Source organism: Nodosilinea sp. LEGE 07298 (genome assembly GCF_015207265.1).
In the GTDB taxonomy this organism is placed as follows: Bacteria; Cyanobacteriota; Cyanobacteriia; order Phormidesmidales; family Phormidesmidaceae; genus Nodosilinea.
In genome coordinates this window covers 1-16983 of sequence record NZ_JADEXE010000146.1, presented here as the reverse complement: position 1 = coordinate 16983, position 16983 = coordinate 1, and the positions used below count along the sequence as shown (strand labels likewise).

Genomic DNA, 16983 nt, shown 5'->3' with positions numbered 1-16983 from the left:
GGATGGGGGCATGGGGGCGATCGCTCCTGCTGTCGTCATCTTCACCATAGAAGCAGCCCCCCACTTCTGCCGATTTCTTCAGCTTTTTTGCGCCTCACGCTGGGGGTGCGATCGCCCGCTACTCGGTCAGGTACTGCGGGTATGCCCTGCGACCGATGACCAATTCGTATATCCTTGTAAGCGTTTGGGCCAAAGCCGCGCCTAAAAAGCTTCACCACTTAGTTAATGTCAGAACTCTATATTCAAATTTTCCGTCTGTCGGGCGAGCATCCCTCCCTTTTTTGGCTGGGGCTGCTGGGGCTAATTGCCGCTCTGGCCTACTTTTCGGGCAACGTGCTCTCTCGCCTAGTGAACTGGCTACTGCGCCGCTTGGTCGCGGGCCGAGCCGACAAGTTTTACCGCCTGGTAATTCAACCTCAGCAGTCGCTGCTGCAATCCGTTCTGGTGCTGGGGCTGCTCGACCTAGTGGCCTACCTAGTCCTGAAGCGAGATTTGCAGGTGCGCTGGTATCCCTACCTGGAGATTCCGCTCACTCTAGGGTTTACCGTGGTTTTGGGCTGGTTCTTGGCCGGTAGCTTTAGGGCCTACTTCAACACCTACCTGCTCGATGCCGCCCTGCTGGACGGGCGCAAGAGCAACAGCGAAATTTTGGTGCTGGCGCGGTTCTTTGCCAACGCCGGTATTCTGCTGATTTTGGTGGTGGCCTTTGCCGAAACCCACAGCCTGAATATCTTTGGGCTGATCGCCAGCCTGGGGGTGGGCGGCATTGCCGTAGCCTTTGCCGCCCAAAAAGTGCTGGAGCAGCTGCTGGGCGGGCTGGTGATTTATGTCGACCATCCCTTTGGCGTAGACGACTACATTGGCCTGCCCGATGGCACCTTTGGCCGGGTCGAGGCGATCGGGCTGCGATCGACCAAAATTCGCGTGTCGGGCAAGGGGTCGCTGGCGATCGTGCCCAACAACGTGATTATTCAATCCACCGTCGAAAATTTCTCCGGGGCCAAAAAGGTAATGGCAATTACCTACCTCAACCTGTACCGAGCCGTTACCCCCGAAGAACAGGCCCTCATTCGCCAGGTAATTTTAGAAAGCACCCAAGAGCTGTCGGGTATTGACCCGCGCAGCACCGACATTGCCTTTCGCGACCTAGATGGCGGACGGTTGGCCCAGGCCCAGATTACCTTCTTTATTTTGGGGTCGGGTGATAGCTCGATGGAAATTCGCCGCCAGCTGCTGAATGTCGCTAGCCAGCAGCTTACCCAGCGGCTCAAGCAGTACGGCATCGCCTTTGATATCGAAGAGCCGACGGTCTATGTCGATGCCCCCATTACCGTGTAGGGTGCTGTTGGCCGCCGCTGTGCTACCGCTGTTCCACTAGATTGTTGACAACTTGCCTTTAACCATTGCTTGTAACCCTACGCGACCTGCTCAATACCGTTGATATTCAGCTTTTAGCGCTGCCGCCTTTGGCGGTCTTTTTAGTCGCGCTGCTGCTGGCCCTTTTAATCGGTCGCTATACTCCAGGGCTGATTGGGCTGATTATCCAGCGGCTTTCGCCCCAGCAGGGGGCCACCGTTTACAACAACCTGATCTTGCCCATCAAAGGCACGGTTAAAACGGCGGGCACTCTGCTGCTGGTGTCGCTGTCGATGGTGTGGCTACAGGCCGCATCAGCGGGGCTGTACGGATTCTTTCGCCCCCTGGTTGATTTAGCTACGATCGCCAGCGTAGCCTGGTTGGCTTCTCGCCTGTTTCGGCAGTTTGTGAGGGTGTACGGCATCAAAATGGTGCGCCGTCTGGGCCGCGAGGTTGATGAACTGCTGCTGGTGTTTGAAACCCTGGCTAATGTGGTGATTGGCTTTATTGCGGTGCTGGCTTTTGCCCAAAGCCAGCAGTTTAATCTGGTGGGTCTGATTGCCAGCCTGGGCATTAGCGGCATTGCCCTGGGTCTGGCGGCCCAAAAGATTTTAGAACAGCTACTTAGTACGCTGGTGCTGTACCTCGATCGCCCCTTTGTGCCGGGCGAGTACATTCGCCAGGGCGATCGCCAGCTGTGCCGGGTCGAGTCAATTGGGCTGCGATCGACCAAGCTGCGCACCGCCGCCAAAAGCACGCTGATTATTGTGCCTAACTCGAAACTGGTCAACGAAGAGATCGAGAACGTCAGCCGGGCCAAGAAGGTGATGGTGATGCTCTTCATGGACTTTGTGCGGTCTCTGCGCGAAGAGGATGCGGCGCTGGTGAAACAAGTCGTCACTCGCAGTACCGAGTCGCTGTTTGGCATCGACCCCGGCAGCACCAGCATCAGCTTTCCGGCAGCAACCGAGCCTGCTAAAAACGGCGGTTTTGCCGCCAGCCATGCCCGCGTAACGTTCTTTATTTTGGGTTCTAGCGAAAGCTCGATTGAGCTGCGCAAGCGCCTGCTAGAGATGGCTAATGAAAGTATTGTCAAAGAGCTGCAGGCCTACGGCATTGATTTCACCCTGCAAGAGCCAACGGTGTATGTCGAGTCTCCCGTGACGCTCTAGCCTGAAGCAGCGTAGCCTCTATCGCGTACCCTAGGCGCACCGACTACACTAGAACTCAAGCTCATCACTACCTGCCATGGTCGCCTACTCCCAATCCTGGACTACTCGCGATCTCGCTGCTATGCCCGACGACGGCGGCTGGAAGCGCTACGAAATCATCGACGGAGAACTCTACGTGACCCGTGCCCCTCACATTCGTCACCAGGGTGCAGCCGGAAAGCTGCACGTACGTTTAGAAAACTGGTCTGAGCAGACGGGTCTAGGCTCCGCATTTCAGGCTCCAGGGGTGATCTTCACCCCTACGGATGCCGTGATTCCTGATGTGGTGTGGATTAGTCAGGCGCGCTTAGCCGATGGCGTAGATGAAGCTGGGCACCTGATTGTGGCTCCAGAACTGATGGTAGAGGTACTGTCTCCTGGCGACCTGAACGAGCAGCGCGATAAGGAGGTCAAGCTTAAGCTCTACTCTCGCCACGGCGTGCAGGAATATTGGATCGTTAACTGGCAACTCAAGACGCTAGAAATTTATCGTCGCGCTGAAGCTCAACTTCAATTGGTCGGTACATTGCTGGTAGGTGATACTCTCAGCTCGCCGCTACTACCAGGGTTTAGCGCTCCTGTGGCAGATATATTCCGCTAGCGCCTTGCGGAATATATCTGCTCAGTCAAGGATTGCTTCAGGCGGCAGTGTAAATGACGCTGGGCTCTGGTAAAGGTTCGTTAGTGGCTTGATAAGCAAGCACTAGAGATTCTAGAGCTTCAATACCGTTAGCAGCAGCTTCTGCATAGGTTTCCCCATGGGTACGCCACTGCTGACCTGGAAAATCGGGGAAACTCACTAGAAAGCTCTCATCTTCTTCAGACCACTGGATAATCATTTGATACTTGAGGTGGTTAGTCATTTTGTTGCCTCTTAACGATCTGAATTGCCTTTGAGATTTCTTTCTCCTGATAAGGTTTTGCATCTGCACTATCTTTGCCAGAGATGGTGATTTTGCCAGGATAGCGAGGATGTATCCAGTTAGTGTGGCTTCCCTTACCCAGGACTTTCTGAAATCCTACCTGTTGCAACTGCTGTTTCAATTCTCGAATTTTCTTAGGCATGCGTATGTCCTAACCACTTTGAGATGCGTTACTTCGCTTTTGCCTCCAGCGTTTCTAGGCGACTCTTGAGTTCCTGGTTAGATTTCTTCAGGTCATCCAACTCCTGGCGCAGTTTTTCGACCGCTTTGTCTTTGCCGATCGCTTTCTGCACCTGCTGCACGGCTTCCTCGGCGCGGCGGCGCACCCGGCCATCGGGGGTGTGGTCAGCTAGGCTTTGCAGCACACTCATGGCGCGCCCGGTCTCGATGCCGCTGAGGGCCGACACCGCCGAGACCTGGGTAAGGAAGAAGCTCTCGTGGGCGATCGCATCCAGCCGGTCCAGTATCCGCTCTACATTGGGCTTGCTCTGGGCCTTAGAAATCGCTCCCAGGGCGCGAATCGCGGCTAGGCGCAAGGCCTGGGGAGTGCCGATTTCGGTGTACTTGAGCACCAGATCGAGCGCATCTTCAGACGATTTGAACTGGCTGAGGGCCGCGATCGCCCCCGACCTGATCACCTCATTCCAGCCCTGGCGCTCTTTGAGGATGGTCTCTAGCAGCTTCAGGGTTTTCTTGTCTTTGGCTTTGCCATTGAAATCGGCCGCGCCAACCTTGCCCAGCGAGCGAATGGCGGCGGCTTCGACGTAGTAGCTGGGGTCGCCTGTTTCGGCGATCGCCTTTAGCGCCTTGTAGCTTTCGGCGGTTTTGATGCCACCCAGCGACTCCACCACGGTGCGGCGCACGCGGGCTTCAGGGTCTTGCAGACCTTTCAGCAATCCCTCGACAGCCTGATCGAGCTTAACGGAGGCCAGCTGCTCGGCCACTTCGGCTCGCACGCCCCAGAAGGGCTCATCGGCGAGGGCTGCGCTCAGGGCGGTAACAGCTTCTAAGCTACCTTTTTTGGCCAGGGCGATCGCCGCTTCAATCCGCGACAGCGGGTCGGGGTCATGCTTGAGCTGAGCCTTGAGTTCCGCCATCGGGTACTCCAGCTCCACTGTTTTGAGATAGTGGTTGCCCACGTCAAAGCTAACGAAATCGGGCTTTTTGTCGAGCGGGAAGAACATCGCCTGCTCGCGCTCGTGGATGCGCACGGTGAAGGGTTTGATCTCTACCTGGGCCGATTTGCCCTTGCCCACAAAGCCAAAGCCGATGGGAATGCGCAGGTCAAACAGGCCGCTGCTGCTGCTGCTGTCGCCGTCTTTGGCCTGGATTTGGGTGACAGTGAGCTTGACCAGGTTGCTATCGCCATCCCAGCTGTAGGTCACTTTGTAGTCGGGGTGGCCGCCGCGCAGCACGTACTGGTCAAACAGGGGGCGCAGGTTGCGGCCCGTGGCTTTGTCGATCGCCCGCAGCAGGTCGATGGTTTCTACGGTTTGGTGGGCGTGGCTTTGCACAAAGGTGTGAATCGCTTTCCAGAATAGGGCGTCGCCTAGCTCGGCGCGCACCATGTGGTAAACACAGGCCCCTTTTTCGTAGATGTGGCGATCGTAGAGTTCGATCGCCTCCCGATAGATGTGGGTGACCATGGGGCGGCGGTAGCGGCTCTTGTCTTCGTTCAGGTAGCTGCGGGCCTCGCCCAGGCGGTAGTAGGCGGCTTCATCGGGGCCGTACTCCTGCTCGGTCCACATTACTTCGGAGTAGGTGGCCATGCCCTCTTTCACCCAGGCGTGGCTCCAGTGGTTGATCACCAGCAAATCGCCAAACCACTGGTGGGCCAGCTCGTGTACCACCAGTGACTCGGAGTTGCGGTTGTCTAGGGCGGCGCGTTCATCCAGCAGGCAGCGATCGGTCAAGATCGTCACCGAGGTGTTTTCCATGCCGCCAAAGATAAAGTCGGCGGCGCACACCTGGGCGTACTTAGGAAAGGCGTATTTGTAGCCGTACTTTTCGCTCAAAAATTCCACCATGCGCGGCGTTTTGCCCATGGTGATTTGGCCCTGATCTTGGCGGCCTTTTTCGACGTAGTACGTAACGGGAATGTCTTGCCACTGGTCTTGAATGACGTCGAACTCGCCCACGGCCAGGGCCATTAAATAGGTGGGGTGCACCTGCTTCTGGTGCCAGTGAAAGATTTTATGGTCGCCGTCTTCTTTGGTTTCTAAGAGTTCGCCGTTGGAAACGACCTGGTAAGCAGCGGGCACCCGCACCTTAATTTCTGAAGTGGAGAGCTGACCGGGATAGTCGAAGCAGGGAAACCAGAAGCGCGAGTCTTCGTCTTCGCCCTGGGTCCACACCTGCACGGGTTTGTCGGGGTAGTGCTGGTCGGGGCCAATGAAGTAGAGGCCGCGCTCGGGCTGCACCAGGCGGTAGGCGATCGCTACCGTAAAGCTTTCTTCAGCCACCGTAGGCTTTTTGAGCCGCACGTGCAGGCGCTCGCCGTCGTAGTCAAAGTCTTGCTTGGTACTGCCCACCTTGACCGACTCAATCTGCTGATTGACGGCATCTAGCACCAGGCTATCGAGGCCGTCGCGCACCGGGTTAATGCGAATTTTGCAGGTGCCCTCGCAGATTTGCTGCTCTAAATCGAGGGTCAGCTCTAGGGCAATGTGCTCGACCTGGCCGGGGCGATCGGGGTTGTAGTGGGGTTTGGCCCCCGGCATTTCAAACGACTTGTAGCCGTTGTTGTCCTGCGGGCTTTGAAAAGCGCGGTGAGCGTTGGGCATGGGACCAGTAAACCTTTGTGTGACGTTATCGCTCCAGGGCCAGGGGCAAGGCTAGTGCGCCATACCGCCCCAGGCTAAACAGTCTACCCTGACTGATATAGAGCCATCGTACTCTGAATTTCTCTAGACCGTAGTCAGAGTGACATTGCTTAAGCTGCAACGTCTTGATAGGTATCCCCAGCTAGCGACAGCACCAGCACCGTTTGCGCGATCTAGTCAACCAGCCAGTGCTCGGGCACGTCAAGGGCGGCACGCTGCGATCGCTACTCTCCAGTCTCTTTGGTGTTGATGGCGGCGATCGCCCTCTCAACCGCCTCTAGACCACAGCCCATATCGCTTTTGGCCCATTCCAGTAGTTTGGGCACTCTTTCCCCTTGGGGTGCAGAAGAGTTGCCTACATTACTAGTAGGTGCGTCAAGCATGAAAATAAGCTGCTCAAACTGGGTGTTTGGCAAGCCTTTGAGAGTGTTAAATAGCGCCAAGCGACGTTTCTGGGCGTCTGGCAGGGTTTGAACTGGCAACTCTTCTTTTTGGCGGGTAGGGGAAGAAATTTCTATATTTGAATTAAACTCGCGCCGATCTGGTTTTGCGTCGCGATTGTAAAAGCTGGTTGTATCTTGAATTAGACGTCGTACATTCACCATTTCAAAGCTGCTTTGACACTGAATTTTTTCTTGCTCATTTTGAGCAAACCGATTCAGCACTTCCAAAGTAAAAAACTGTGGAGGATCGTTCTCTTTGCATATATTGCAATTGCAAGGAATGAGCTTTTTGACTCGAATTCGCTCGTAGGATTCATTAATTTTGTCGATTTCGTGGCTGACGATGGTGAGCAGTTCTTTTGAGCGAGTGCCAGAGACTCGAATTTGAATTTCGCGGTTATGGTATAGCTCAATTACCTCAGCTCTAGCTGCACCATTGGTAAGTACCACGCCACTTTTCCATACCAAGGTTTGGTCTTCAATAGATTTGTGCATTTCAACAATAAAGCGGGTGAGAATTCCCTTGGGCATGAACTCGTACTCGTAGCGCAGTAGTAGGTTCTGACTATCATCCCAGTTGTAGGTTGGCTTCTCAACTTCTAGTAGCTGGGGGGCAATGTATTGATCGATGGTACCGGGGATTTGGTAACACAGCTTGAAGCGCATCATCAGGTGCAGTAGTTCATCTCGTAGATCGATGTATTGACTCTCACTCCAGATATCATCGAGCTGGGTGCGGGTAAAGCGGCCAAAGTTATTGCGTACTTCTCTAGTATCAAGAGCTTTATAAACAGCAGTGGTACTCCACTCGGGCTTGAGAATGATAATTTTCTTAAGCAAAGGATCATTTTGAAAATGCAAAAATACCCCTAAGTCATGCAGATATTCACTAAGCTGAAGCCGATCTTCTTGTCGATCAAAACCATTATATTTGCAAATTTCATAATATTCTTTTATGGAAATGTGATCGCGTTCGTCGTTTTCTAGGGCCTTACGTACGTCTACCCATTTTTTAGGCAACGGTGTTCCAATATGAGGCAAATTAAAAATGTACTGTTTGATTTTTTCTTGAATATCTGCTAAGCCGCGGTTATCTCTTAGGTTTGTAGATAGAGTTTCCTTTAAGCTAATAAACTCTGCCCTAAGTTGTCTTTCATTTATTTTGCAGGTGCGATCTTGTTTTTCATTTTTAACAATAATCACTGGGCTTTCAGCGCTCAAAAGTTCAATGATACTTAGCCAATAGTAAAGATCGGTATTATCTTGGCGAGTGTCAACTAGCAAAACATAAAGAGAACGCTTAGTTAGAAAGAATTGATGAGTAGCATGATAAATTTCTTGGCCACCAAAATCCCAAATGTTTACTTGAAACGGCTTGCCATCTCGCAGGTTAAAAGTCCAACGAATAACATCTATGCCTTCCGTCGACTGTTCTTCCGAATTAAGTTCATAACTTGGGTCGATGATCTTGTGGGCAAGAGAGGTTTTGCCAGCACCACCCTCGCCCACAATAAGAAACTTGGCTTCGTATATATAGTCTTTACCCTGCTCTAATTGCTGTCTTAAATAATTGACTATGCTCGAAGTTCCTTCATTGAGAATCTCCGGAGGAGGAGCTTCAATTTGCTCATTGTCCAGGTAGAGTTGATGGAGACTAGTGAGTTGTCCGATTTCAAGCGGCAGGGTACTTAGTTTATTCGAATTGAGGGATAGCTGCTGGAGACTGGTGAGTTGTCCGATTTCAGGCGGCAGGGCACTCAGTTGGTTCCAGCGAAGGGATAGCTGCTGGAGACTGGTGAGTTGTCCAATTTCAGGTGGCAATACACTCAGTCGGTTCGAGCTGAGGGATAGCTGCTGGAGATTGGCAAGTTGTCCTATTTCAGGCGGTAACGCACTTAGTTGGTTTGAGCTCAGGTCGATCTGTTGGAGCTTGGTAAGTCGTCCTATTTCAGGTGGCAGCACACTCAGTTGGTTCGCTCGGAGGTTGAGCTGTCGGAGATTGGTGAGCTGTCCAATTTCGGGCAGCAGCACACTCAGTCGGTTCGAGCTGAGGTCGAGCTGCTTGAGAGTGGAAAGTCGTCCAATTTCAGGCGGCAACACACTCAGTTGGTTCGATCGGAGGTCTAGCTGCCAAAGATGGGTTAGTTCTCCGATTTGAGACGGCAGCGCTGTTAACCCCTGACCTGCCAAGTCCAGTTCTGTCCGGCCTTCGGTGGCGGCCCGGCCGATGAGTTGCAGCAGCTCGTCTTGGGTCATGGCAATTTTAGATTTTAGATTTTGGATTTTGGTGGGGCTGGACGGAGTGCGGAGTTAGGCACCTGCTAATGGTGCAGCGGCTGATGGTACTGACTGGGCTGAATGGCTCATCGGAAAAAGCCTGATCCATCACTGCTGTATAGGACTGGGCTATACGGTTGAAATCACCGATCGCATCACGTAATATATGTAACGCGGGGAATGAGCTAGGCGGGGAATGAGAGGAATGGTACTCCTCCCAGACCCCTAATCATTCCGCTTAACCGGGTAAGCCGAAATGACTGGACTCATTTTAAGAGATCTAGCCCATCGGTTTCGCACCTTTACGGAGTGCTAGGTAAGTTCCCCGTTTTCCTCAAAACAAAGGTGAACAACATGACCTATGAGTTCAAACTGCCCGTGCGGCAGCAAGAGGTAGTGCGCCTGATAGCCCTGGGCGACTACGCAGCCGTACGAGACACCATTCATCAGCTCGGGGCGAAAGGCTGCGCCGACCCCGACAGGTGGACAAAGCTCATGCCCACCGGCAGAGAAGGCGAGTATATCTCGATACACACCCGACGATACGCCCCCGCCGCAGACTAGCGAACGAAAGAACCCCCGGAGAGCAAATCTCTGGGGGTTTCTTGTTTGACTGACCAAACTCGTTCCAAGGCTCCGCCTTGGCATGTATGTCGGCAGGCTCTGCCTTCTAAAAGCCGGTGGCAGAGCCACGTTGATGGCATCTCCAGGTGGAACCTGGAAACGAGGACTGTTGACGAAGCGAGGAAATCAAGTTTCACTCAGGCGTTACTTGATTCACAAGCCCCATTCATAAGTAACGCTATAACGAAATCAAGTTTCGCTTAGGCGTTACTTAACTATCGCACCCCATTCATAAGTAACGCTGCGACAAAATCAAGTTCTCTTCTAGCGTCACTTATCTATCGCCCATCGCAATCAAGTAACGCAGGTCGGTAATCGAGTTTTGTGCTGGGGTTACTCGGTGCGCCCCCTGGTTTAGCTAATGCGCCAAAGCGCTAACCGCCCATCCCCCTCGCCGTAGGCGAAAAGATAAACAGAATACTCAATAACCCCCGTGAGTGATCAGGCCCACTGAACCCTAAACACCTGCCGCTCGTTCTGCTACTTAAAAATACGCAGAATCCTTTTTTATTTGTGCTGAACAAATTCCGTATTGCTTGGGGGTTCACGGGTTAAGCCCATTTGCCATAGTCAAAGGGTAAACGGTTAGGGAGTATTCTACCGATGGGCAGACCAAAAAGAAGTTCAAAAGCAGTGGAGCAGGCCCAGCGTCGTGCTGCCGCCCTGCGATCGCTTGGGGCCAATTTAGACCTGGGTAACGGCCTCACCCTGGCCGAATATAACCAGTTGATTGAGGCTGTGCGGGCCGATATTGCTACCTACAACGAGGCTCTATCTCAGGTAGACAATGCCGCCAATAGCGTGCAGGCAGGCGAGAAAAAGCTGCGAGATTTGTCTGAGCTAATGCTGATGGCCGTAGCGGCCAAGTATGGCAAAGACAGCTCTGAGTACGAAATGGCGGGCGGCACCCGCAAGAGCGATCGCAAAAAGCCAAGGCCCCGGCAGATTAACGCCGCCTAGCCAACTGGAAATTTCTGAACATTGTTGCAACTTAACCCCCTTTTGCCTCGATAGTTTGCTGAGACAAAAGGGGGTTAGCTTTAGTAAAACTATCAAGACTACTTATTCACTTAAATTCCTAAGCTGCGGTGATTCTATTCTGTACGCGGAAAGGCTCGCAAGCTTGGCTTACGAGCCTTTGTAGTCTCTATGGTCTGGTCAACGGAGGCAGACCCCGCTCGGGCCGCGCCGCATTGCTACCAATCCATGGAGCGCTGTTTGAAGAGGTTTTATCCTACACCTTGGAGCCGCTGGCGGGTTCGCTGCCCATGCCCTCGGCGGCACTGCGCAGAATGGTGATTTGCTCTTCAAAGCCCATCGTTTCGAGGGCGGCCAGCAGATCCTGGCCCTGGTTGGTTAGCTCGTAGTCGTCGGGCATGGGGATGATCTCGCCGCTGGTCATGCCCTGGGCCAGAAAATACCAGAAGGCCAGCTTGGTGTTAGCGGCCAGAGAGCCATACTCGCGGCTGATTTGGTTGGAATGATCTTTGCGGGCGATCGCGCGCATGGTATCGAGTTGCTGCTGCTGCTCTTGCTCTTTGACCTGGTTGTAGAGGCCAGTAGCAATTTCTGGGGAGGCTGAGCCAGGGGCAGCAGGCGTAATCGCATCGCCCATTTGCTCATAGACGAACCACAACAGCGCGAGTTGCTCGTCTACATCTAAACGTTGGAAAATGGTGATGGCTTGGTCAGGGTTGTTAACTGCAGCTGTATAGTTGGTCATAAAAAATCCTTTTCTACAATTGGGTAGCAATAGGCAACAAAAAAGCACTCAATTGTGCGTTCTGTGCCTTTGCCAGTTGCTTGTAATTTAAGTTAATACTTGTTTAATCCCCTCTGTCTACAGCAGGAAACACGGCTAGCCTGTAGGCAGGGAAAGGCATTAATCACTTGAATTAAGTCGCTTCTGTACCGCCAAGACGCGATAAGACGCGATCCCCTAAAGGTGATTACGATGGTTTCAGCGCAGTACACCGCCAACCAAATGCAACAGCTTTTCTTCCAGTTTTATGCCGAACTCAATGACTTTCTATCGCCCGATCGCAAGCAGGTAGAGTTTGCCCACTGGCTGAACGAACCGGCCTCGATTAAAGATGCGATCGAAGCTCTGGGGGTACCGCATCCAGAAGTCGATTTGATCCTCGTCAATGGCGAATCGGTCGGGTTCGACTACCTGACTCAAAACGGCGATCGCATCAGCGTTTACCCTCACTGCAAAACGCTTGAGGTGGGGGTTACCTCGCTGGTGCGCCCCGCCCCGCTGCCCCAGACCAAATTTGTGCTGGATGTGCATTTGGGCAAGCTCGCTACCTACCTGCGGCTGCTGGGGTTTGATGCCCTTTACCGCAATGACTATGAGGACGAAGAACTGGCTCAAATCTCAAGTCAGCAGCAGCGCATTTTGCTCACCCAAGACCGAGGCTTACTCAAGCGCAGCCTTGTGATCCATGGCTATATCGTCCGTTCCCACGCACCAGAAGAGCAGGCTAAAGAGGTGTTAGAGCGATTTCAATTGCGCGATGCTGTGGCTCCCCTAGAGCGCTGCCCCCGCTGCAACGGGCAGCTAGCTGCTGTCGATAAAGCTGAGATAAGCGATCGCATTCCGCCCCTCACTCGCCTGCACTACGACGAGTTTGCGCGCTGCCAAAGCTGTGGCCAAATCTATTGGAAAGGTGCCCACTACGATCGCATTCAGCAGCTAGTCAAACGAGTGACTGTATCGTCGGGGCCGAGCGTTCAGGCAGGAGATTATTATAGCTGTGGCCAGTCTGGTTAAGACAGGTCTCCTATGAACGTTCAAACGTTCATAGGGTTTCTGGATGTCCTAACCAACGTGACTATGGCTATAACTACGGAGTTTGAGGGGTAACGGTAGGGGCTGTTGTTTTTACGGGGTTGGCCTGGTTGGCAAGCCGCTCTAGGGCATCGGCCTGGCGCTGTAGTTGCTCGGTCTGTTTATGCATTTCTTCTATTTGCCGAGTTTGAGACAGCGCCCTGCTGGTGTCGGGGGTAAAAAACTCGCAACCCGACAGCAAAAGACCGCACAATAGCCCAACAATTACGAAAATACGCATACCGATAAACCTGGCTCTCCAGTTTTAAACATTGCCCGTGCCGACGAACGCAATTTTGATCTCGACCTGGGCATTAGGGACTCAAGCCCTGTATCTAGAATGAAGCAGCCCAGCCCAGATGAAACCTACCGTTGGGGTAGATTTGGGCGGCGAACACTGCCATCAATCAAACCTGACGGATTAACTTCGGATGGGGCTTTATACCAAATCCTGTTTGTTTACCCCGATTCAACCGGGCGGTTGAGTTCTACCATTTGCCCGGTGGTGTAGGTGCCAATCGGGCTCCAGATCGCGTAGGGCAGCAGCAGCAGCGCCGCCAGTCCTGAAATCGGCAAAACCGTCAGCGTCAGCAGTACCCCCAAAATTACCCCAATGCCGCCCAGCACGGTGCCCACCTTGAGGCTCCTGAGCCGCAGGGTAACCGGAATGTAGGCGACCGTGATTAGCTCCAGCAGCAGGTAAAAGCCCATCAGCAGCCAGGTTTTTGGGGTGCCGGGTTCGGTCTGCCAAACGAGGTTAGCCGAAGCGGCTCCACAGACAAAAATTACCGTCCAAATCACCGGAATGGCCGGTTCAAAAAATAACCACTGGGGCCGATCGAGCCGCAGCCCCCAGGAGACATCGCGAGGCCGAATTAAACTGCCGCCCAGGGCCACTAAAAAGGTGATACCACCAACAATCATCCAGCTTTTAAGCATGTTGTGATCTCCCAACTCAACTACAGTAAACGGCCCAGAGGCCGCCGCCAAAGAGTTTTTTAGGAAAGAAAATCCCAGCATTGATCAGCGACCGTAGCCGCTGTAGGGCGGGCACTGCCCACCACCAGGGAAATTGTTTTCCAGAAGTTTTCGAAGCACTTATCGAGCCGCCACCTGATTTAGGGCTGGCCCCAGCACCATGTCGATCTCGCGCAGCATGGGTTCATCGAGTTCTACGCCAGAGGCGGCGGCGTTGTCGACCACCTGCTCGGGGCGGCTGGCTCCCACAATCGCGGCGCTCACCCGTGGGTCGCGCAAAATCCAGGCTAGGGCCAGCTGCGCCGTCGAGATATTCAGCTGGTCGGCCAAGGGCTGTAGGTTTTGCACAGCGCTAAGCACGCGATCGCTCCTCAGATCCTGCATAAACCCATTCATTTTGTCGTTGGCGGCGCGGGAGTCGGCGGGGGGCGCAGCACCGGGCTTGTACTTGCCGGTCAGCACGCCTTGGGCCAGGGGCGACCAGACAATTTGGCCAATCCCGTTTTCGCCGCAGAGGGGAAACACCTTTTCTTCGGGCTGCCGCCACAGCATGGAGTACTGGGGCTGGCTAGAGACAAACTTTTCCACGTTGGGCAGCTCTAGCGCCGCTTTAATCTGGGCCGGGTTCCACTCGCTAAAGCCGATGTAGCGCGCTTTGCCCTGCTGCACCACGTCGGTCAGCGCCGCCATGGTTTCTTCTAGGGGAGTGTTGCTGTCGTAGCGGTGGCACTGGTAGAGGTCAACGTAGTCGGTGCCCAAGCGCTGCAGCGAAGCGTCGATCTGCTTGTAAATTTGCGCTGCCGACAGACCCTGATCGTCTGGCGACATCGGGAAGAAGACCTTGGTGGCCAGCACGTAGGAACTGCGATCGATGCCCTGGAGCACTTCCCCTAGAAACGATTCGGCCGCGCCGCGTCCGTAGACGTTAGCGGTGTCGATAAAGTTGATGCCGACCTCAAACGCCTTGTGCACACAGGCTTCGGCCTGCTGTCGTTCGACGCCGCCGCCGTAGGTGAGCCAGGAGCCCAACGCAATTTCTGAAACGGTCAGTTCGCTATCACCGAGCTGTCGATACTTCATAGTTGATCTCTGTGTTCTGATTGCAGGTTGCTGTTTTGATGTCTATTTTGACTGGAAGGGTCATACTGACGGCTGCCCAAGGGCGAAGCATGGCGGTAGGGCTCAGCCTAGGCTGCTGAAATAGTGTATTGGTTGTGAAGGTTGCCCCGCATCGGCCCCCGGAGGCAACTGTAAGATCGCGATCGCTAGCCGCATTGGCAGTTTACTGGACTGGCTCCAGCAGGTGCTGCTCGGTAGCTAGCTCAATATCGAGCGTTTTGTAGCCAACCTGGTCAAACAAAATCACAATCTTGTCGCCTTCGTAGCGCATGACCATGCCTTCTCCCCAGGATGGGTGAACGACCTGGCTGTTCATCGCAAAGGGCTGATCAACGCCGTCGTCATCGACCACAATGCCTGCTTTGCAGTTGTCGCAAAAGCCGCAGGGCTGATCGCGCTTTTCGCCAAAGTAGTTGAGCAAATACTCGCGGCGGCAGTCGCGCAGTTCGGCATAGCCGCGCATCATTTCGAGGCGCGATCGCACGTAGTTGTGGTACCGTTCTTGCGCCTGAATTGCCGCCTGGGCCGCCGCCTCTATACTGGGTGCAGCCTCACTGGCCACGGCTTCACCCGTTGGTAAAATTTCAACGCTCCCCACGCCTTCTAAATGGTTGAGAACAGTGGCCACCTTGGCCTGAGAAAGGCCGGTTTGCTCTTTTAAGTCTTGTCGATTTAGCGGTTCGCTCTGAGCCTGAATAACGGTCGCCACCTGCTCAACTTGATCGACATCGACTTGACCGCTGCTGGCCAAAAAACGGCGGATATTGAGGTCATCAGAGCAGTAAAACAACAGCGCAAAGGCTGCGTTGTCATCGCGCCCGGCTCGGCCAATTTCTTGATAGTAAGAATCAACCGAATCGCTGATCGTGTGATGAATGACAAAACGCACGTTAGGCTTGTCGATGCCCATGCCAAAGGCGGTGGTGGCGACAATCACCTCTGCGCGATCGCCCATAAAGGCAGCTTGGGCCTCTTCGCGATCGCTGGTCTTCATGCCTGCGTGGTAGGCGATCGCCTCCACGCCTAGCTCTACTAATGCCTCGGCGATCGCTTCGGTTTGCTTGCGGGTGGCGGCGTAGACAATGCCCGGTTTCTTAGCCCGCACTACCTGATCAAGTAAAGCCGCTTCCTTCTCGGCCTCAGCTTCAAATCGCCGCACCTCTAGCCAAATATTGGGGCGATCAAAGCCCTGCACGACTACCTCAAAATCGCGCATGTTTAAGTGGCTGATAATCTCTTCTCGCACTGTTGGGGCCGCCGTCGCCGTCAACGCCAGCACCCGAGGATGACCCAGACTATCGATCACCGCCCCCAGCCGCAGGTAGTCGGGGCGAAAGTCGTGCCCCCACTCGCTGATGCAGTGGGCTTCGTCAATGACAAAGAGCGATGGTTTGGCCTTTTGCAACCGCTCTAAGGTCTCTGGGTTGTTGAACTGCTCTGGAGCTAGAAAAATAAACTCTAGCTCGTCATCGGCTAACGCCTTAAAAGCCTCTTTTCGCTCGGCTTTGGTCACAGTAGAGTTGACCGCTACGGCTTCGCCCACCGACTGCTCGCCGATTGAGTCTACCTGGTCTTGCTGGAGGGCCAGCAGCGGCGAAATCACCACCGTTGCCCCCGGAATTAGCGCTCCGGCCAGCTGATAAATAGCCGATTTTCCTGATCCGGTAGGCATCACGGCCAGCACGTCGTGGCCCTTGAGCAGGGCCGCGATCGCATCTTCCTGCCCTGCCCGCAGGGAGTCGTAGCCCAGCTTAGATTTTGCCGTTTGACCAATGTGTTCCCTAGTCACCGATTCGGGTTGCTGGGCCATAGGGTGTAAAACTGTTTTAATGATTGGTTAGGCTTTGAAAAATATTTAATGCCAAAAAGAATGCCAAAAAGAGTAAGCGTTTTATAGCCATAGTCACGTTGGTTAGGACATCCAGAAACCCTATGAGCGTTCAAACGTTTGAACGTTCATAGGAGACCTGGCTTAACCAGACTGGCCACAGCTATAGCTCTAAATTACGCCATTAGCTCACTCAATTGACTTACTCGATCTCGCCAATGGCCTTGCTGACATCGGCAGGTGTTTCAAACTCCTGATCAGGCATTTGTTCTAGGGTCGAGCAAACATTTTCATCTGCACCCTGCTGCTTGGCATGTTCAACCACATCCTGCTTGCTAGCCGGATAATTTATCCCTTTTAAGAACTTTTGCACCTGAATAGGGTTAACCGCCGCCATGGTAATCTCCTTGCTTTTTTCTGGGCTTTTTTCTGGGCCATTTTTGGCTCTCCTGGAATGAGTATGCTGAAGTAGCCGTTACTATACGTTATGGCTATGGTGCCTCTACTGACAGAGCTCTTGGGTTTACCCGGTATTGATGTTGAGTCGTACGACGAGACCGAGGAGGGTC

16 protein-coding genes are annotated in these 16983 nt (G+C 53.7%); 6 read left to right on the top strand and 10 right to left on the bottom strand.

The annotated features are described in order from the left end of the window. The first annotated feature begins 225 nt into the window (after positions 1-225). The 3 genes from IQ273_RS19160 to IQ273_RS19150 all read left to right on the top strand — a co-directional run bounded on the left by IQ273_RS19160 (position 226) and on the right by IQ273_RS19150 (position 3168). Positions 226-1338, top strand: coding sequence for a mechanosensitive ion channel family protein (locus tag IQ273_RS19160; protein WP_194024767.1), 1113 nt, complete (start codon positions 226-228; stop codon positions 1336-1338). Between the two features lie 65 nt (positions 1339-1403). Next, a complete protein-coding gene (locus tag IQ273_RS19155) occupies positions 1404-2528 on the top strand; it encodes a mechanosensitive ion channel family protein (protein WP_194024766.1) in 1125 nt (374 codons plus the stop codon). Positions 2529-2604: 76 nt separating this feature from the next. Next, on the top strand, positions 2605-3168 hold the full coding sequence (locus IQ273_RS19150; protein ID WP_194024765.1) for a Uma2 family endonuclease: 564 nt from the start codon (positions 2605-2607) through the stop codon (positions 3166-3168). A 37-nt stretch (positions 3169-3205) separates the two neighbouring features. Here IQ273_RS19150 and IQ273_RS19145 read toward each other — a convergent pair whose 3' ends face one another. From IQ273_RS19145 to IQ273_RS19130, 4 genes are all read right to left on the bottom strand, one after another. Further along, positions 3206-3430 (bottom strand): type II toxin-antitoxin system HicB family antitoxin, encoded by a 225-nt coding sequence (locus tag IQ273_RS19145; RefSeq protein ID WP_194024764.1) that lies wholly within the window; start codon positions 3428-3430, stop codon positions 3206-3208. Next, positions 3423-3632, bottom strand: coding sequence for a type II toxin-antitoxin system HicA family toxin (locus tag IQ273_RS19140; protein ID WP_194024763.1), 210 nt, complete (start codon positions 3630-3632; stop codon positions 3423-3425). Before IQ273_RS19140 ends, IQ273_RS19145 begins: the two co-directional genes overlap by 8 nt. Positions 3633-3660: 28 nt before the next feature. Beyond that, positions 3661-6273 carry a M1 family metallopeptidase gene (locus tag IQ273_RS19135; protein WP_194024762.1) on the bottom strand — a complete coding sequence of 871 codons (2613 nt, stop codon included), beginning with the start codon at positions 6271-6273 and terminating at the stop codon, positions 3661-3663. A 263-nt stretch (positions 6274-6536) separates the two neighbouring features. After that, a complete protein-coding gene (locus IQ273_RS19130) occupies positions 6537-9011 on the bottom strand; it encodes a COR domain-containing protein (protein ID WP_194024761.1) in 2475 nt (824 codons plus the stop codon). Positions 9012-9386: 375 nt separating this feature from the next. Between IQ273_RS19130 and IQ273_RS19125 the strand changes: the two genes are divergently transcribed. After that, positions 9387-9596 carry a hypothetical protein gene (locus IQ273_RS19125; RefSeq protein ID WP_194024760.1) on the top strand — a complete coding sequence of 70 codons (210 nt, stop codon included), beginning with the start codon at positions 9387-9389 and terminating at the stop codon, positions 9594-9596. Positions 9597-10259: 663 nt separating this feature from the next. Continuing rightward, positions 10260-10616 (top strand): hypothetical protein, encoded by a 357-nt coding sequence (locus tag IQ273_RS19120; RefSeq protein ID WP_194024759.1) that lies wholly within the window; start codon positions 10260-10262, stop codon positions 10614-10616. 274 nt (positions 10617-10890) lie between these two features. Here IQ273_RS19120 and IQ273_RS19115 read toward each other — a convergent pair whose 3' ends face one another. Next, positions 10891-11379, bottom strand: a complete 489-nt coding sequence (locus IQ273_RS19115; RefSeq protein WP_194024758.1) for an orange carotenoid protein N-terminal domain-containing protein — start codon at positions 11377-11379, stop codon at positions 10891-10893. Positions 11380-11610: 231 nt separating this feature from the next. On the opposite strand from IQ273_RS19115, the gene IQ273_RS19110 reads away from it, so the two are divergent. Further along, complete coding sequence (locus IQ273_RS19110; protein WP_228053391.1) at positions 11611-12432, top strand: Mut7-C ubiquitin/RNAse domain-containing protein; 822 nt, start codon at positions 11611-11613, stop codon at positions 12430-12432. Between the two features lie 73 nt (positions 12433-12505). Here the strand turns inward: IQ273_RS19110 and IQ273_RS19105 are convergent, their stop codons facing one another. From IQ273_RS19105 to IQ273_RS19085, 5 genes are all read right to left on the bottom strand, one after another. After that, positions 12506-12730 carry a hypothetical protein gene (locus tag IQ273_RS19105; RefSeq protein ID WP_194024757.1) on the bottom strand — a complete coding sequence of 75 codons (225 nt, stop codon included), beginning with the start codon at positions 12728-12730 and terminating at the stop codon, positions 12506-12508. A 218-nt stretch (positions 12731-12948) separates the two neighbouring features. After that, positions 12949-13428, bottom strand: coding sequence for a TspO/MBR family protein (locus tag IQ273_RS19100; RefSeq protein ID WP_194024756.1), 480 nt, complete (start codon positions 13426-13428; stop codon positions 12949-12951). A gap of 159 nt (positions 13429-13587) precedes the next feature. After that, the gene (locus IQ273_RS19095; protein WP_194024755.1) at positions 13588-14547 is read right to left on the bottom strand and encodes an aldo/keto reductase family protein; all 960 of its coding nucleotides are present in this window, start codon (positions 14545-14547) and stop codon (positions 13588-13590) included. A 202-nt stretch (positions 14548-14749) separates the two neighbouring features. Beyond that, entirely contained in the window at positions 14750-16396 is a 1647-nt protein-coding gene (locus tag IQ273_RS19090) for an ATP-dependent DNA helicase RecQ (RefSeq protein ID WP_194024754.1), read from the bottom strand. A gap of 220 nt (positions 16397-16616) precedes the next feature. Further along, on the bottom strand, positions 16617-16811 hold the full coding sequence (locus tag IQ273_RS19085) for a DUF2795 domain-containing protein (RefSeq protein ID WP_194024753.1): 195 nt from the start codon (positions 16809-16811) through the stop codon (positions 16617-16619). Positions 16812-16983: the final 172 nt, after the last annotated feature.

What these genes read in the sequence shown, in the direction of transcription:
- IQ273_RS19130 (WP_194024761.1), bottom strand. Translation starts at nt 9,011, where the DNA reads ATGACCCAAGACGAGCTGCTGCAACTCATCGGCCGGGCCGCCACCGAA.
- IQ273_RS19125 (WP_194024760.1), top strand. Translation starts at nt 9,387, where the DNA reads ATGACCTATGAGTTCAAACTGCCCGTGCGGCAGCAAGAGGTAGTGCGC.
- IQ273_RS19115 (WP_194024758.1), bottom strand. Translation starts at nt 11,379, where the DNA reads ATGACCAACTATACAGCTGCAGTTAACAACCCTGACCAAGCCATCACC.
- IQ273_RS19110 (WP_228053391.1), top strand. Translation starts at nt 11,611, where the DNA reads ATGGTTTCAGCGCAGTACACCGCCAACCAAATGCAACAGCTTTTCTTC.
- IQ273_RS19105 (WP_194024757.1), bottom strand. Translation starts at nt 12,730, where the DNA reads ATGCGTATTTTCGTAATTGTTGGGCTATTGTGCGGTCTTTTGCTGTCG.
- IQ273_RS19085 (WP_194024753.1), bottom strand. Translation starts at nt 16,811, where the DNA reads ATGGCGGCGGTTAACCCTATTCAGGTGCAAAAGTTCTTAAAAGGGATA.
- IQ273_RS19160 (WP_194024767.1), top strand. Translation starts at nt 226, where the DNA reads ATGTCAGAACTCTATATTCAAATTTTCCGTCTGTCGGGCGAGCATCCC.
- IQ273_RS19140 (WP_194024763.1), bottom strand. Translation starts at nt 3,632, where the DNA reads ATGCCTAAGAAAATTCGAGAATTGAAACAGCAGTTGCAACAGGTAGGA.
- IQ273_RS19150 (WP_194024765.1), top strand. Translation starts at nt 2,605, where the DNA reads ATGGTCGCCTACTCCCAATCCTGGACTACTCGCGATCTCGCTGCTATG.
- IQ273_RS19120 (WP_194024759.1), top strand. Translation starts at nt 10,260, where the DNA reads ATGGGCAGACCAAAAAGAAGTTCAAAAGCAGTGGAGCAGGCCCAGCGT.
- IQ273_RS19095 (WP_194024755.1), bottom strand. Translation starts at nt 14,547, where the DNA reads ATGAAGTATCGACAGCTCGGTGATAGCGAACTGACCGTTTCAGAAATT.
- IQ273_RS19090 (WP_194024754.1), bottom strand. Translation starts at nt 16,396, where the DNA reads ATGGCCCAGCAACCCGAATCGGTGACTAGGGAACACATTGGTCAAACG.
- IQ273_RS19135 (WP_194024762.1), bottom strand. Translation starts at nt 6,273, where the DNA reads ATGCCCAACGCTCACCGCGCTTTTCAAAGCCCGCAGGACAACAACGGC.
- IQ273_RS19100 (WP_194024756.1), bottom strand. Translation starts at nt 13,428, where the DNA reads ATGCTTAAAAGCTGGATGATTGTTGGTGGTATCACCTTTTTAGTGGCC.
- IQ273_RS19145 (WP_194024764.1), bottom strand. Translation starts at nt 3,430, where the DNA reads ATGACTAACCACCTCAAGTATCAAATGATTATCCAGTGGTCTGAAGAA.